The following is a 15,541-nucleotide window of genomic DNA, read 5'->3' as shown; positions in this document are numbered from 1 at the left end:
AGAAGGGTTGAACATGGATACTTTACTTTTTATCTGTCTGGCTTTTATCGGAGGAAAAATTGGGCTTAAACTCAAGCTACCAGCCGGTGCGTTAATCGGGGCTATGCTTCTCGTAGGGGCAGTTAAAATGCTTACAGAAATTTTAGAGTATTTTCAGCCAGGAGACTCCTTGCGCTTTATGGTTCAGATGTTCCTGGGAGCGATGATTGGACTAATGTTTAGCAAAAGAATAAGGGCATTGAGGGTTAAGGAACTTTTAATGATTCTGGTGGTAGGAGCCAGTAGTCTAGTTAGCTCTATTCTTTTTGGCTGGTCTTTTCATTCCTTGTTCAATCAATCCTTGGGGACTTCTATCATAGCCGCAACTCCAGGTGGAATTGCGGAAATGCTGACTTTAGCTGATTCTGTGCATGCTGATACACAGGTTGTTGCGTTTGTACACGTTATGAGATTCATGATTCTAGTCCTTAGCCTACGGCTTCTTATCCCTTATATCAAAGCTAAATCAGGAAATCATCAACTAGGTGAAGGCTCATGATGAAGCCATTAGTAACTAAGCAGCTTCTCATTGTTCCCATTGCCTTCCTAGGGGCAACGATTGGCTTTATGCTTCAGATCCCCTTGGGAATTTTAGTTGGTAGCTTTCTGTTCATTGCTCTTTCTCAGGTTGGAGGTGCTGGATTTAAACCTTTTTCCAGGCAGGTGAAGCAATGGATTCAAATGTTGATTGGAGGATTAGTAGGGCTGAATTTGAATCATGACATGCTAGATCATTTTATTTCCTTATTGTTTCCTGGCTTGCTCGTTTCTGTTGCTCATATTTTGTTTGCATGCATGGTAGGTATTCTGCTCAATAAGCTGTTCCAGGTTGACTGGCTGACTGCGATCTGTGGCACAATTCCTGCAGGAATGAGTGAAATAGCAATGGTAGCAGAGGATGCGGGAGCAGATGTGCAAACAGTCATGCTTATGCATCTATTCAGGGTCTCATTTATCATTACGATATTGCCTCTGCTTGTTTCTTATTTAATGTAGAAAAACAAAGAATTACGAGAATAACAAGTTTGAGATTATTAATGTTGATGACAAAGAGTAGGAGGGGTAGGATGTCACAATTTACAGTTCCTTGTGTAATTTATCGTGGTGGAACAAGCCGTGGACTATTCTTTCACGAAAAGGATCTACCAGCTGACCATGAGCTTAGAAAGTGGATCTTTTTAAAAGGAGTTGGCTCTGAGGACGCATCGCATATTAACGGGTTAGGTGGTGCCAGCTCGCATACGAGCAAGGCGGTGGTTATTTCTCCAAGTGAAAGGGAAGACATCGATATTGACTACACGTTTATCCAGCTAGGGTTAGGTGACCAGACTGTAGATCTAGAGGGAACTTGCGGTAATCTAATGGCTGCAGTAGGTGCTTATGCTGTTGATGAGCAACTGGTTCCTGTACGAAGAAATGATAGGTCGAAAGTGGTACGAGTCTGGAGTACAAATATGAACTTTGAGCTTCGGATACATGTTCCATTAATAGAAGGACGGGCTAAGGTAACAGGCTCTTACAAAATGCCTGGAGTGCATGATAAAGGTGCTAAATATGTGGTAGAAATTATCAACCCTGGGGGAGGAAAAACTGGGGAGACTCTACCTTTAGGTGCTCAGAATAAGCTTTCAATAGGTAATAGGAGCACTTCTAGCCATACCCCGACAGATATTGAATATTCAATGGTCGATTTGATTAACCCTTTTGTGTATATTCGTGCTACTGTGTTAGAACTGAACGGCACTGAACTGAATCAAGAAGTCAGTCTAAGAGTGGAAGCATTAAGGTCATTGGAAGATATTCGTGCTGAGGTAGCTGTTCAATGTGGATTCGCTCAAGATCAAAGAGAGGCAAAAGAGAAAAGCAAAGCGATTCCTAAAATTGCTTATGTCGCTCCTCCGCAGGATTATCTAACCTCAAATGGTAGTTTGATTAGCAAGTCTGACCATGATATCTTGACGCGCATGACTTCAATGGGACGGATGCATCGTTCCTTCGCTGTGAGTGGTCTATTAAATCTAGCTGCGGCTTGTTTGATTCCGGGAACGATTCCTTACCAGCTATGTCAGAAAAAAATAGCAGAAAATGTGCCAGTGGTTATCAGAATTGGTCATCCAGAAGGGGTGATCGCTATTCTAGTTGATTATGATCGCAAGACTGGTCAGGTACGCTCAGTAGGTCTAGAGCGAACAGCAAGAAGAATTATGGGTGGAGATTTATTCATTCCTGACAGAACAGGAATATCGCCTAACATAGAATAAAAACAATAGAGGGAGTGGTTGTATGAGTTGGTTAGTTCGAGAAAAATCAGAGAATCCCATTACTGGATTTCGCAAGCTGTTAGAGCAAGATGGAATTGTTCAAATCCCCGGAGCACATGATGCAATGGCCGCTTTGCTGGCTCAGAAAGCTGGATTTAAGGCGATATACTTATCAGGAGCAGCGTTAACAGCTACTTTAGGTTTACCAGATTTAGGGGTTATTACCTTACCAGAGCTTGTCAATCGTACCAAAGAGATGACTAGAGCAACAGGAATGCCCTTGCTTGTTGATGTAGATACGGGATATGGTAGCGTTTTAAATGTGACTAGAACCGTTTATGAAATGGTAGAAGCGGGAGCAGCAGCTATCCAAATGGAAGATCAGGAGCTGCCTAAAAAATGTGGCCATTTAAATGGGAAAAAGCTAGTTTCCACGAAGGAAATGGTTCAAAAGATAAAGGCAGCACGTCAAGCAGATCCAAATTTAGTCATCGTCGCTCGAACAGACGCAAAAGGTGTAGATGGGATAGAAGCAGCTGTTGAAAGGGCCAAAGCTTACTATGATGCTGGAGCTGATTTGATCTTTCCTGAAGCGTTAGTAACAGAAGATGAATTTAGATATGTAGCGGAGCAAACAGAGTTTCCTCTCCTAGCCAATATGACTGAATTTGGCCGGACCCCTTATTTAACAGCTGAGGATTTTGAGAAGCTTGGTTACAAATGTGTTATATTTCCTGTCACTTCGTTGCGTATAGCTGCTAAAGCGGTGGAAAAAATGTATCAGATTTTGTTTGCTACAGGAACTCAAAAGGATCTATTAGCTGATATGCAAACAAGAAAAGAACTATATAGTACGATTGGATATGACCAATATGAGGATTTGGATTCTACAATAGCAAAAACGATCTTGGATGAGCTTACCAATAGCTAAGATTATCAAAGAGGTTATTAACTCGGTTGAAATTCAACCCAGATCAAGGAGGCTCAAGCTTCTTGAAATATGCTATAATGAAGAGTGTCTTGGATATTTTTACAAATGTCTTACTAATTCTTATCGTGCTTGACTAACATTCTGAACCTGTTGAAGCTGCAGAGCTTAGGTTGGAACTAATTTATGGAAGGAAGAACAGAATGGTGTTGCACAAAAGCAGACAAACGACAAGCGATACCGTATATGAATATATAAAAAAAAGAATTATTGAATTAGAGTATGAACCTGATGAGCATTTAGTGGAGGAGTCTTTGACTGCTCAGCTAGGTGTAAGTAGAACTCCGCTGCGTCAGGCTCTATATCGCCTTGAGTTGGAAGGCTTGCTTGTGAAAAAATCAAACGGTAGAATCTATGTAGCCCCAATATCCATTAAAGAAGCGAAGGAAATTTTCCGAGTTCGTGAAGTCCTGGAAGGCCTAACGGCTAGGGAAGCTACTCTAAATACCAAAGATGAGCTAGTTTTTCAACGACTTGAGGATACCTTATATTTGATGCGTAATGCGGCAGAAAATAATCGTCAAATCGATGTTGTTCATTATGGTAGTGAATTCCACCAGCAGCTTCAGCAGCAAAGTGATAATGTAACGGCTGCCATTCTCTTAGACCAAATTATGGCTCGAATATCTAGATATAGAAGGCTAGGTGCTTATAGAGATCCGAATTATTCTTCGTTATTGCCTGTACAAGAGCATGAAGAAATCTTGGGATATATGAAAAGACAAGATGTGGATATGGCTGAGAAGGCAATGCGTTCACACATCAAGAGAAGCTATGAAAGTACTGTAGCAGCACTCAAGGTAATTCTTGACTCTTGAATCTATAATCAATGCGTTTCTAAGCCTTCCATTCCATGCGGTGGAAGGCTTTTGTGAATTTATTATTGTACTTAACAGGAGGATTTGGAACATGAAGCATATCGATTTTATCCAGCCTACTTTAGAGGAATGGATAGCAGGATTCAAATTCGAAACGGAAGTGAAGGTTCGCTTTTCAGAAACGGATGCCTTCGGTCATGTCAATAACGTGAGTCATATCATTTATTTTGAGCAGGCTAGATTAGACTTTTTTGAGAACGCCAAAGTTTTTGCTACTTTTTTAGAACCTAATACACCAACATTGATTGTGACTGCCGATATTCATTGTCATTACATAAGACAAATCTATTATACTCAACGCTTAAAAGTGAAGGTTAAGGTCGGGCATGTTGGAAGCTCCTCATTAGATTTACAGTATGCTATTCTTGATCAGAAGACAAACGAACTTCTTGCTGCAGCTAGAGGAGCTATCGTTCATGTAGACAAGAAAACCGGTAAAAGTGTAGCCTGGCCAGAACTGTTAAAGGAAGCGCTGTACAACTATATTAGTTAATAATACCATGCCTAATAATTTCAACCTGTACTTTAGGGGTAATCGTAATATCAGGATAAACGTCCTTCCAAGTGATTTTTTGCCACGTATCGTTGTGATAGGCGATAAGACGTCTTCCTATGCCTAGACTGTCGCAATTGGCTTCTTGAAGCTTATTAATAACGACTTTAGCCTGATCTGTTAATTTGTCCGTTAAAATTTCAGCCATTTTTGAGATTTCCTCCTTTGTATCTAGCTTATCGTGAGGATATTCAAGGACATCGACCTTAAGGGTTACGTTAACATCAGCCGAAATCTGATTATCAGGGCTCACGTGCACCTTTAACTTTGCTTTTGATTTTAGTACGTTAATCGATACGAAATTTAGGATATCTGGTGATCTTTCTTCTGTAATTCTTTGGTTGATATAGGCTTTTTTCTCTAACTGGTTATTCAAAAGTAAGAATAAAGTAGCTTCAGACGGATTAATTGTTCCAGTCATCACCTGATCATTAAATAAAGCTAAACCCATAATAATAATTTCATTTTCTGATGCACTTAAATAAGGGACTACAGCATCCTGCCCGGGATCAAAAAGTACAGGGCAGATCATCTGAATATTAGAGATATTTACTCCTGTAGCCTCCTCTTCTGAAGCAATAAGGTCAACAGCATAATCCACAACTTGTGGCTTATCTGAGTATTTCCGGTTTAGCAATTGTAATGTGGAGCCGTCCACAATTGCAAATTTAGCATTTAAGGCTTGCTTTGGGTCACGATAGAAAATATCTAACACGGGATAGATAGGTTCTCTGGCTAACTCATCATTAAACATTAATATTCTAGATTTTGCTGCGGACATGACTTCAGGTATTTTACGATCAATATTTGCTTTGGCGTCGCTAGGTGTGGTCCCTACAGTTGAAATAACCTGTAGTCTTTCAGGTGACACCGCTCTCTCTTGAATATTCCTACCTACCACCGTATACGTAATCTTGCCATCTTTACCTTTATCAATGCCAATACTGGTTATCATCGTGACATCCTGTAAAAGCTGCTGATCCCAGCAGCCACTAGCTATACTAACTGATAAGAATATAGAAATGACTAGGATCGTTCTTCTAATCATAGGCCCCCACCTTTCTTCCTTTTCCTAAGAAACGTTAGTAAAAGTACCAGACAAGGAATAACAAGAATGAAATAAATACTGGCTTTTCCAAGCAAAATATCTATCCGTATAATGTTAAGCAAATTTTGAGGCCATATCGTTAATAAAAAAATGAGTAGACCAATCCATGTAACAACTGATTTGAATTTAATTTTTTTGCCAAGCTGTGATATTCCTTTAGAAGAAAGATAAAGATAACTCATAAAAGTAGTAGCCACAAAGACGACCCAAATGGCCATAAATAAAAGATCAATTCTCTCTACAATTCTTGTGGAGAGTGCCTTTAGCAGATATAGGGTTGGTTGTGGAACCAATTCTATTTCCCTTGGACTGAAAGCAACAATACTAGTAAATACAAGAAAAGTATAAATGAGAGTGACAGCTATATTAGCTAAGGTTACTGCCTGCAGCTTCTTCTTATTTGAACCTTCCACATACGGAAAGGCATACAGCATCATCTCAAAGCCTAAAACGGATAATGTGACCTCTTGTGCACCTAGAAGGATATCCTTTATTCCTGCTTGGTTTAAAGGAAGGGCATAAAGTAAATTAGCACCGGTGTAGGACCAAATCATAAGCAGGATGACAATAATAAGTAATGATGATGTAAGCACATGAAACCGTGCTATGATCCTTAATTCCTCACGAACTAAATACGCGGCTAATAATATCATGATGCCAATTATGACCCAGCTTGGTGTATTTGGATAGAACCAAGTATTTATTATGTTTGTGAAAACAAGTAAAACACTACCACCTATACACAGAAAGTAAATCGAGTATATAGCCCCTAGAGCCCCTCCGATATATTTGCCTAAGACCACTTTCATAATCTCAACAAGTGTAAACCTAGGATAACGAACACACAGAAAGTAGAACAGAAGCAGGAGCAACTGGACGATGCCCCCGGATACTAATACAGAAATCCAGGCGCTTCCACCAGCATACTTTTGAACGGTATAAGGTAAAAACAAAATTCCTATACCAATTTGTGTTTGCAGAATAAGGAAAGTAAATTGCCATCTCGTTATGCTACTTGGGCTTGTGTTCATCATTGTTCCACTCCCTAGAGCTCTCAGTAATCTGAAGATCTTGCGGATGACTGTCTAAAGGTCTAGTATTGGACATCCAGAATGGAGCTCGAATAAAGGTATCCTTAATGTCTAAAAATCTAAATGGAGATAATGGAGCAAAATAGGGAGTTTTTACAGAGTGTAGCTTACAAAGGTGAATAAGCAAAAAAATTATTGAGAACATAATCCCTATAAAACCAAGAGCAGCTGCAGCGACCATCAATGGGAAACGAATAAGTCTCACAGAACCACTCATTTCAATTGAAGGAACAATATATGAGGAGAGAGCCGTTAAGGCTACCACTATGATCATTAGATTGGACACCAATCCTGCCTTTACAATCGCATCTCCGATTACCAACCCTCCAACGATACCAATGGTTTGACCAATATACCGAGGAAGCCTTACCCCAGCTTCACGTATTAACTCAATCGTTAACTCAAGAATAAACGCTTCAACGATAGGTGGAAAAGGAATATTTTCAACATCATTTTTAACTTGAAAGGTCAAAAGAGGCGGTATAATTTCAAAGTGAAAGGAAATGACAGCGATATAAAAAGCTGGTAAGGCAATAGCAATAATAAAGCTTGTAAGGCGTAGAAAACGGAAAAACGTTCCTAGCCACCACCTAGCTGAATAATCATCTGGAGATTGGTAAAAAGAGAAAAAAGTTACAGGGAGTACTAAACAGGTGGGATTCCCATTTACCAAAATTGCAACCCGACCCTCCATAAGATTCGCTTCCACTCGATCAGGACGTTCCGTGCTCAGCATTTGTGGGAAAATAGACCATGGATTATCCTCAATAAGTTCCTCTGCAATTCCCGGATTAACGATGGAATCTAACCTAATAGACTGAACTCTTTTTGTAAGCTCTTGGACTACGCTAGGATTAGCTAAGTGATCCATATAGACAAGAGCTAGTTTTGTGTTAGTTTCCCGTCCTACAACAAAATAATTTACGGTCAGCTTGGGACTTTGAATCCTCTTTCGTAATAGCGTAATATTCGTAAACATGTTTTCAATAAAGCTATCATGGGCGCCGCGAACAATAGCTTCACTTTGCGATTCTGCTACTTCACGTTGGATCTTTTCAGCTACTTCCACCAAAATGATTTCAGGATAATTTTCAAGCAAAATCAAGCAGTAACCTTGCATCATTTTCATGATTCCTTGTCTCAAATCATCCGTTTTACTCATCAAAGGAGAACCTAATCTGTCGACTATATTTTTTTCGTTAGATTGCTGCAATGGACCAATAATTTCATTTTGCATGCGTTCCGCATTTGCTAATGTATCAATAAAATAGAGGATACAGCTTCGTCCCTGAACATGAAAGCTACGCTTCCCTAAATCATCTGTGCTAGAAAAAGCTTCCTCAATAAATTGTATGTTTTTATTTATTGAAGCAGAGAGGGGATGTTTTTCAGTTAACAAAGAAGAGTTATCCGTTGGTTTATCATTTTTCTTTTTCCAAAATAGCTTTTTGAAGTTCATGTGAGCCCCCTCTTTTTAATCACGATGTGAAATTGGATTTCCAACTTCTGATTAGTTTTTAACATATAGACCTAAAGTATGTATGTTGAATCCAAAAGCTGTGACAAGTTCCAAGGCTAAACGGGTGCGCATATAATGTGGGCGTAGGCCTAAATTGTTTCCCCTCAAGCACCACACTTTTCCCCCAGTCATAAACTATGTTGACTGTAATCTTCGCCTTGTATTCACGAGCCCGTTGCAAGGAGGGGTGGCACATTTTGATGAAGGGGAACGACCAAAATGCGAAGCCATTGTTAACTAACAGAGAAAGAGAAGTTTTTGAACTACTTGTCCAAGATAAGACAACAAAGGAAATAGCAGACCTTTTATTTATTAGTGAAAAGACGGTGAGAAATCACATTTCCAATGTTATGCAGAAGTTGGGAGTAAAGGGTCGATCTCAGGCTGTTGTCGAATTGGTTCGTTTAGGTGATCTTATAATCTAGCGAAGCAGAAAGCCCATTAATGGGCTTTTTTGTATTAAATTTATTTCTAATTACATTGCAAGCAACATAGGGTGTTCAAATCATGGTTCATATATATAATAGAAGGAGATATAAACAAGCGAAAGGGAGAGGATTTCATTTTGCTTAGAGCCATTATTATTGACGATGAACCCCTGGCCGTACACATTATGAAAAAAACGGTGGATGATCTTGGTATAGTTGATATTGCTGAGACATTCCTTAATCCTGTAGAAGCCCTCCAGTGGGTTGCACAAAAAAAGATCGACCTTGTATTTCTAGACATTGAAATGGGAGAAATCTCTGGTATGGAGGTTGCTGAACAGCTTTCTCATTTCTATCCTCATATACATATCGTATTTGTTACAGCATACAATCATTATGCTGTTGAAGCATTCGAATTAAATGCTCTTGATTATGTGCTAAAGCCGGTACAAAAGCAAAGGCTCAAGAAAACATTAGAGAGAATTGTCTCACGACAGGAAATGCATGGGCTAAGGGATGAGGATCAAAAGCCACCAAAAGAGGAAAAAGGAATGCTGTGCTTCTTTCAATATATATCCACCTATTTTTCTCAGCAGGGCATTCAAAAAATTTTTTGGCGCACCGCTAAAGCGCAGGAGCTGTTTGCTTATTTAATTCATTATCGCCACAAGCATGTTCGTAAAGAGGAAATTCTCGAGCTTCTATGGCCGGACATGAAGCTGGACAGAGCTTCTTCTTTGTTACACACCACCATTTATCAAGTTAGAAAGACCATTCAGGAGCATGGTCTGCATGTTGCTATCAAATATAAAGACGAAGGTTATTATTTAGAAAAAGAAGACCTTATATTTGATGTGGATGAATGGGAGAGAGGCCTTGGTGGATTAGGTGAAGTAACGGACACGTCTATTGAACAGCATCAACAGCTTACTGAATTGTACCGAGGAGATTATCTACAGGATTGTCCATATATCTGGAAGGAGGCGGAGCAAGAACGCTTAAGACTGCTATGGCTAGAGCACATAAAGAAGATTGTGGCATACTACGTTCAGCAGCAGAGATACACGGACGCCATTCCTTATTATAATCAAATGAAGGAGCTACATCCTTATCTTGAGGAAGGGTACTTTGGATTAATGAAAATGAATGCTGCATTAGGCTACCAAGCTGAGGTAAAGAAGAATTTTGATAAGCTTGTCTTACGTTTTCAAGAAGATCTTGGTGTTCAACCTAAAAGGGAGGTTTTAGATTGGTACATGGAATGGAGCTTAACTTCGTCGTAATTAAGTAACGACCTTAATAGCTCACGTATTCTTAGCCCTACTAGGATTAGGGCTTTTTTTATGGAGAATTTTGCTCTTTGAAAGTTGTTCAGTATTTGTTCAGTGAGCTATGTTTGAATAGGAGGTGGATGAAAAGCTAAAAAGCTTTCTCTTATATAACCTTGAAATTCCTTCTACGTGCTGACTAATTTTATGTAGCCAATGTAGTGCGGATGAGAGCTACAGCCGGAAATGAAAGTTGTAATCACTATAAATGTTCAGGGAGAATGCAAGGTTAAAAGGAAGGTGAAGTTATCCTTTATGAAGTATGAGGGAAGAGTATTTTTAACATTGTTTTCTCTAATTTTGAATATAAGCTTTCTTTTTTTAGTTTTTAAGCTAGAGCGTCTTTTCACTATGGACACGTTACTTTATTTGCTTGTTACTGCAATTCTATCTTGGCTACTCGGTTACCAATATGACAAGGTCAAGTACTATTCTTATGTTGATCATTTAACTAAGTGTTATAACAGAAGCTTTATAGAAAAAAAGTTTTCTAAAATTGGCACTCCTATTCAACCCTTGGGTTTTAAATCTAAAAAAATGGTTGTTTATTTTTTTGATGTAGATCATTTTAAGCATATTAATGATCGCTTTGGTCATCATAGCGGTGATAAGATTTTGCAAGTTCTGGCAAGCATCATCATTGAAATGTTTTCTGATCGAGGTTATGTGGTGCGTTGGGGCGGCGATGAATTCGCCGTATTTTTACCAGTAGATCAGTCCATGGATATTGATACCATTCAAAATTATATTGAATATCGATTAAGAAACTTTATCTTAGATGAGAATATTTCCTTTACTGTGTCAGTAGGTCAGGCTGTTTTTCCTGATGAGGGCAAGGGATTAAAGGAGCTAATGCAAATAGCCGATCAAAACATGTATATGGCTAAAAACAGAAGGCTATTACGCAAAGAATCTATGGAATGAAGAGTTTAGGATTTAGGATAGTGTAGAATTAAGGCAGAAAAAAGAGCGGTCACCCTCCTATGATATGAGGATGATCGCTCTTTTCTATACTTGAATCTAGAATACGATATGCTTTATATAATTTTACTTCTCATTTGTATTTACCATGAGGGAACGACGCTTAACCCAAAGGACAATTCCTACTAGACAGAGTAGAGCGCCTACCCAAGGTAGAAATGATCTAGTTTCCCCTGTTTGTGGTAGTTTTTGACCAGGTGCTGGAGTTCCACTTTCATCCGATCCTGGGCTACCTGGAGGATTTGTCATGTCTGAATCATTGCCACCAGTTTGATCTGTTCCACTTCCTTCTCCAGGAACGTCACCATCTCCATCGCCTGTAGCTGGTGGTGTTGTACTGTCGTTCTCATCACCATCTTGCCCTTCCTCTGTGCCTTCATTCCCCTCACTGTCTTCTTTATCATCATCTTTAGGATCCTGTGGTCTAGGAGGATTTGTTGGTGGTACCCAATCATCGTCACCACCGCCAGTAATGATACGGACTAGCCCAGCATCGATCGTTAGGTTAATTTCCCCTTGGGCTAATGGGATAATCTCGGTCCATCCTTGAGAATCCACATTAGAATCAACCTCTTGGTCTGATCCAGCATTTGTACGGGTAAATGTGTAGCCATTCGGTAACTCGAATTCAACCTGATAGTTACCCGGCTCTAGGTCTTCAAATAGATAGTAGCCTGGCAGACCATCCTTGTCTCCAGTTTCCATCTCTCCAACTTGGATAAGTTCTCCATGTTCGTTCTCTTCATAGAGTCGTACGGTTACACCATTAATCCCTAGCTCCTTAGGATCTTGGATGCCGTTTCGGTTACCATCAATCCATACGTAATCTCCTAGCTTACCAAGAGGTAATACTAGCCCAGCATCAATCGTTAAATTGTACTCTCCTTCTCCTAAAACAATTGTTTCTGTAAAACCTGTTTCTGGATCAGCGTTAGAGTCATCTACTCCATTTGTAGGGTTATTGGTTGAATATTGCTCAGTAAACACATAGCCTGACGGGAGAATAAATTCAACTCGATACTCCCCAGGACGTAATTCATCAAATAGGTAATACCCAGGATTACCTTGATTGTCATCACTTGTAACAGCTGTATTAATTAGAACAAACTCATCCTCTGAGTTCTTGTGATATAAATTCACTGTTACACCATTAACCCCAGCTTCATCAGGATCCTGAACACCATTTCGGTTTTCATCAAACCAGACATAATCTCCAAGCCCAGCGAGAATAGAAGCTGTACTTTTGTTTGTTACGATAATTTCAGTTTCATCTTGTCCTGAAGTAAGAGTAACGGTTTGGGAGTTGTTAATATCAAGCTCATACCCGTCGGGTGCCTCATCTTCAACAAGGGTATAACTAGTGAACAATAGATTTTCAAATGTTACTGTTCCATCTGCTCCTGTTTCCAATGTACGAATAAGTCTATTGTTTGAAGCAAAGTATAAGGAGAAGGTAGCATTTGGTAAGCGGATGGATTGATCATCATGGTCAACTTTTACAACCACTAGATCTCCAACCTGCCCACTACCAGTACCTGAGCCACCAGATAGTCTAACCTGAATCCTTTCCTCTGATTCCGTCGTTTCTACAGCAATACCTTGCCCATGAAATTCAACAGTGTTGCTGACATACTCGTTGTTTCTTGCGTTGATAAAGGACTGATACTCTAACACATAAGGGACGGTTAGTATGTTCGTAAATGTTAGCTCAAACGTTTCTTTACCCGATTCATCGACTAGAATTTCTAGAGTGTAATCTACTCCCTCAGCTAATCTGTTATTAGTATCCTTAGTAACCTGCCCACCACTACTTACTTGTGTTCCATAAAGCTCAAAGGAATCCTCAAGCAGGATTTGGTTATCACTTGGAGTATCAACTATCTTTGCTCCAGCTGGTACTCTAGATTGTCCTCTATTGATCCAAATTCTCCAATCAACTATAACACCGCTTGTGTAATCTGCTTCTTTATGCGTATATTCTGTACCGTGTGTCACACTAACACTAGCTGATAGCCTTGTTAATTCTTCACTACCGTCATAGACATAAGCTATATTAGGGTACGTCTCTACAATAAGAAGCTCATCTAACGTTGTTCTATAAGTAATGATATAACCTGTATCAATTGGGTTCTCGAAGGAGATTTTAAACCCAGGGTTATTGTTACCGTCTGTTAAATTAGTATCAATAGTAAACCCAGAAGTTACAGATGCTCCACGGCTTGCGTCACCATCAGATGCAATGACCATTTCAGAAACTTCAATGGATCCAGGAACAAGCTGTTGCCCAGAGAGAAAATAATCCTCTACAATGGCCTGATCGATGTCAATCAGGTTATAGTTAAACCCTACATTCCAAGTTATTTCCTTTGTAACAGCGTTGTAAGAGCCATTCTTATAGCCGTTATTTTGTGTGTAATCATTTGGCGTAAACCCTGCATTAATTACTTTTGTAAATGGAGTACTGCCTGATTCACTCCACTCAAGGGTAGCTCTATTGGTAAAATTACCATTTCTGTTTGTTCTTTCATCAGGTATAAAATCAGTCGTATAATCAATTACGTATCGAGAACTGATTGTTGAACCACTATCAAAGGTAATGGTAAATCCATTTTTATAATCCCCGCTGATAGGTTCTAAATCATGAGTCGTACTACCAATAGGAGTTCCATTAATAGTCACCGTATTTTCTCTCAATTGAAGCCCTCTGTTGGTGAAATCGTCGGTAAATTCCACCTGTTCCATATCGAACTCATTAGCATTAAAAGTAACACGCCAATTTGTTGTTTTAGCTGAGTAATTAATACCAGAGTTACTTTTTCTCAGAATGCCTTGTTGAAGGGTAACGCCTTCTCCCCTCCACCTATTTTCACCATCTATTCTAACCTGGTTGCTTGCATCTTGATCAACAAATACTTTTCCTACGATTTGGGTCTGATAGACAATTTTATATGGCTCGCTAATACCATTTTCATTATTAAAACGTAATACAAATCCATCAGCATCAGGGTTTGGTTCGACACTGTATTCTGATTCTGCAAGTCGAATAGGTGTACCTGTTTCTCCTCCATCATCATTTAATGTAATCTGGTAAATCACAAACGATGATGGCACAAGTCCGCCAACGACTCTCATAGATAGAGGTTCTGTCTGACCAGATGGTTGTTCGATGTCAAACTGATCAACTAAAACAGCGTCTACTGCAGAAATGATGCGAGAATTATAATTAAACTGAATCTCCCATGTGATAGTATGATCATCTGGATCGTAATTTGTACTTCTTTTGTTTAGTGATTCTCCTCGACTTACAGAAACCGTAGCACTTGCTGTCTGATTAATACTACCATTACCAGTTAATCTCGCAGTATTTTGAAAACTTCTTGATCCTTCCCACTCTGCTGTGATGTCTGTTGTATAGATAATACGATAGGCAGAGTCAATATCTCCAAACCCAAAACCAATTTCTAGAGTATCTGCAGCAGATGAATCAGTATAGTCAGATGAATCAACAAGAGCACCTAGTGTTCGGTCACCATCTAAGGATACATTTAGACGATAGACCGCAATTGAGCTAATATCTAGCTCAAGTCCAGAAATGATTTCATCGGTCACCAATGCATTACTGATCTCTTCTAATCCAGTGTTAATATCAACAGTCCAAATGATTTCTTTCCCATTATAGACCCTATCTGCTTCTCCGCTTTTAGAGATAAGCGATCCCCCATAAGGCTTCAATTTAATTGGGATGGTTTTACCAGAACCAAATAGTGGGAAGTATATTTCAACTTCTGACGTAACGCTTTGCAGGTTTTCGTTAATAATACTCCAAACCTCAAGGGTTCCTCCAATATTGGAGAAGCTGTTTACAAAGTCATTAAACAACATGATAACCCTATTATCCGATTCCGTAACTGTAAAAGTCCCGATATCCACCCCATTAAATACTAAAGGCTCATCCAAAATATCGCTGTGAAGCTTGAATTCAGTGGGAAGGTTAAATTCGTAGTAATCTCCTTCCCCATAGTTCTCTGAATTAGGAAGAGACCAAGTATATGTTAATCTGACATTCTCTCCACGACTCAAACGAGTTTTAGCTTCGGGGCTTTCCACATCTATTGGAGTATTGTCATCATCCAAATAGTACAGCTTAATATCAGTTAGTTGAACAGGAGCTAACGCTTGCAGGCTAATATTAGAAGCCGAAGCATACACATCCTCCGTTACTGTAGTTTCTTCATCAACAGGGTTTTCACCATTCGGGTCCCCCTCTTGATTCGCAATACCTGTCATTCCAAATAAAAGGGTTTGGAAAGCAAGCAAAAAAGCAATGGCAACAATACCAAACTTTCTTCTCATTATTTAACATTCCT

13 protein-coding genes are annotated in these 15,541 nt (G+C 39.4%); 9 read left to right on the top strand and 4 right to left on the bottom strand.

Annotated features, from left to right (window positions below; translation table 11 throughout):
* Positions 1 to 13: 13 nt before the first annotated feature.
* The 6 genes from J2S11_RS01310 to J2S11_RS01285 all read left to right on the top strand — a co-directional run bounded on the left by J2S11_RS01310 (position 14) and on the right by J2S11_RS01285 (position 4,659).
* On the top strand, positions 14 to 538 hold the full coding sequence (locus J2S11_RS01310) for an AbrB family transcriptional regulator (RefSeq protein WP_307389852.1): 525 nt from the start codon (positions 14 to 16) through the stop codon (positions 536 to 538).
* On the top strand, positions 535 to 1,035 hold the full coding sequence (locus tag J2S11_RS01305) for an AbrB family transcriptional regulator (protein ID WP_307389850.1): 501 nt from the start codon (positions 535 to 537) through the stop codon (positions 1,033 to 1,035). The genes J2S11_RS01310 and J2S11_RS01305 overlap by 4 nt, the downstream gene beginning before the upstream one ends.
* A gap of 71 nt (positions 1,036 to 1,106) precedes the next feature.
* Positions 1,107 to 2,300 (top strand): PrpF domain-containing protein, encoded by a 1,194-nt coding sequence (locus tag J2S11_RS01300; RefSeq protein ID WP_307389848.1) that lies wholly within the window; start codon positions 1,107 to 1,109, stop codon positions 2,298 to 2,300.
* Between the two features lie 22 nt (positions 2,301 to 2,322).
* On the top strand, positions 2,323 to 3,231 hold the full coding sequence (prpB, locus tag J2S11_RS01295; RefSeq protein ID WP_307389845.1) for a methylisocitrate lyase: 909 nt from the start codon (positions 2,323 to 2,325) through the stop codon (positions 3,229 to 3,231).
* 200 nt (positions 3,232 to 3,431) lie between these two features.
* A complete protein-coding gene (locus J2S11_RS01290; protein WP_307389842.1) occupies positions 3,432 to 4,106 on the top strand; it encodes a GntR family transcriptional regulator in 675 nt (224 codons plus the stop codon).
* Positions 4,107 to 4,197: 91 nt separating this feature from the next.
* Complete coding sequence (locus tag J2S11_RS01285) at positions 4,198 to 4,659, top strand: acyl-CoA thioesterase (protein ID WP_307389839.1); 462 nt, start codon at positions 4,198 to 4,200, stop codon at positions 4,657 to 4,659.
* On the opposite strand, the gene J2S11_RS01280 is transcribed toward J2S11_RS01285, so the two are convergent.
* From J2S11_RS01280 to J2S11_RS01270, 3 genes are read right to left on the bottom strand one after another with little or no spacing between them, the layout of a single operon-like run.
* Entirely contained in the window at positions 4,652 to 5,767 is a 1,116-nt protein-coding gene (locus tag J2S11_RS01280) for a Ger(x)C family spore germination protein (protein ID WP_307389836.1), read from the bottom strand. The genes J2S11_RS01285 and J2S11_RS01280 overlap by 8 nt on opposite strands.
* On the bottom strand, positions 5,764 to 6,861 hold the full coding sequence (locus J2S11_RS01275) for a GerAB/ArcD/ProY family transporter (RefSeq protein ID WP_307389833.1): 1,098 nt from the start codon (positions 6,859 to 6,861) through the stop codon (positions 5,764 to 5,766). Before J2S11_RS01275 ends, J2S11_RS01280 begins: the two co-directional genes overlap by 4 nt.
* Positions 6,839 to 8,377, bottom strand: coding sequence for a spore germination protein (locus J2S11_RS01270; protein ID WP_307389831.1), 1,539 nt, complete (start codon positions 8,375 to 8,377; stop codon positions 6,839 to 6,841). The genes J2S11_RS01275 and J2S11_RS01270 overlap by 23 nt, the downstream gene beginning before the upstream one ends.
* Positions 8,378 to 8,637: 260 nt before the next feature.
* Between J2S11_RS01270 and J2S11_RS01265 the strand changes: the two genes are divergently transcribed.
* The 3 genes from J2S11_RS01265 (at position 8,638) to J2S11_RS01255 (ending at position 11,117) form a co-directional block, all read left to right on the top strand.
* Positions 8,638 to 8,862, top strand: a complete 225-nt coding sequence (locus tag J2S11_RS01265; RefSeq protein WP_307389829.1) for a helix-turn-helix domain-containing protein — start codon at positions 8,638 to 8,640, stop codon at positions 8,860 to 8,862.
* 140 nt (positions 8,863 to 9,002) lie between these two features.
* Positions 9,003 to 10,148 carry a response regulator gene (locus J2S11_RS01260; RefSeq protein WP_307389826.1) on the top strand — a complete coding sequence of 382 codons (1,146 nt, stop codon included), beginning with the start codon at positions 9,003 to 9,005 and terminating at the stop codon, positions 10,146 to 10,148.
* A 300-nt stretch (positions 10,149 to 10,448) separates the two neighbouring features.
* The gene (locus tag J2S11_RS01255) at positions 10,449 to 11,117 is read left to right on the top strand and encodes a GGDEF domain-containing protein (protein WP_307389824.1); all 669 of its coding nucleotides are present in this window, start codon (positions 10,449 to 10,451) and stop codon (positions 11,115 to 11,117) included.
* Positions 11,118 to 11,240: 123 nt separating this feature from the next.
* Here the strand turns inward: J2S11_RS01255 and J2S11_RS01250 are convergent, their stop codons facing one another.
* On the bottom strand, positions 11,241 to 15,527 hold the full coding sequence (locus J2S11_RS01250) for a collagen binding domain-containing protein (RefSeq protein ID WP_307389821.1): 4,287 nt from the start codon (positions 15,525 to 15,527) through the stop codon (positions 11,241 to 11,243).
* Positions 15,528 to 15,541 lie beyond the last annotated feature (14 nt).

The sequence above is a fragment of the Bacillus horti genome, from assembly GCF_030813115.1.
Classification (GTDB): domain Bacteria; phylum Bacillota; class Bacilli; order Caldalkalibacillales; family JCM-10596; genus Bacillus_CH; species Bacillus_CH horti.
The sequence above is the reverse complement of the archived record's forward strand: the minus strand, read 5'-3'. Positions and strand labels throughout refer to the sequence as shown.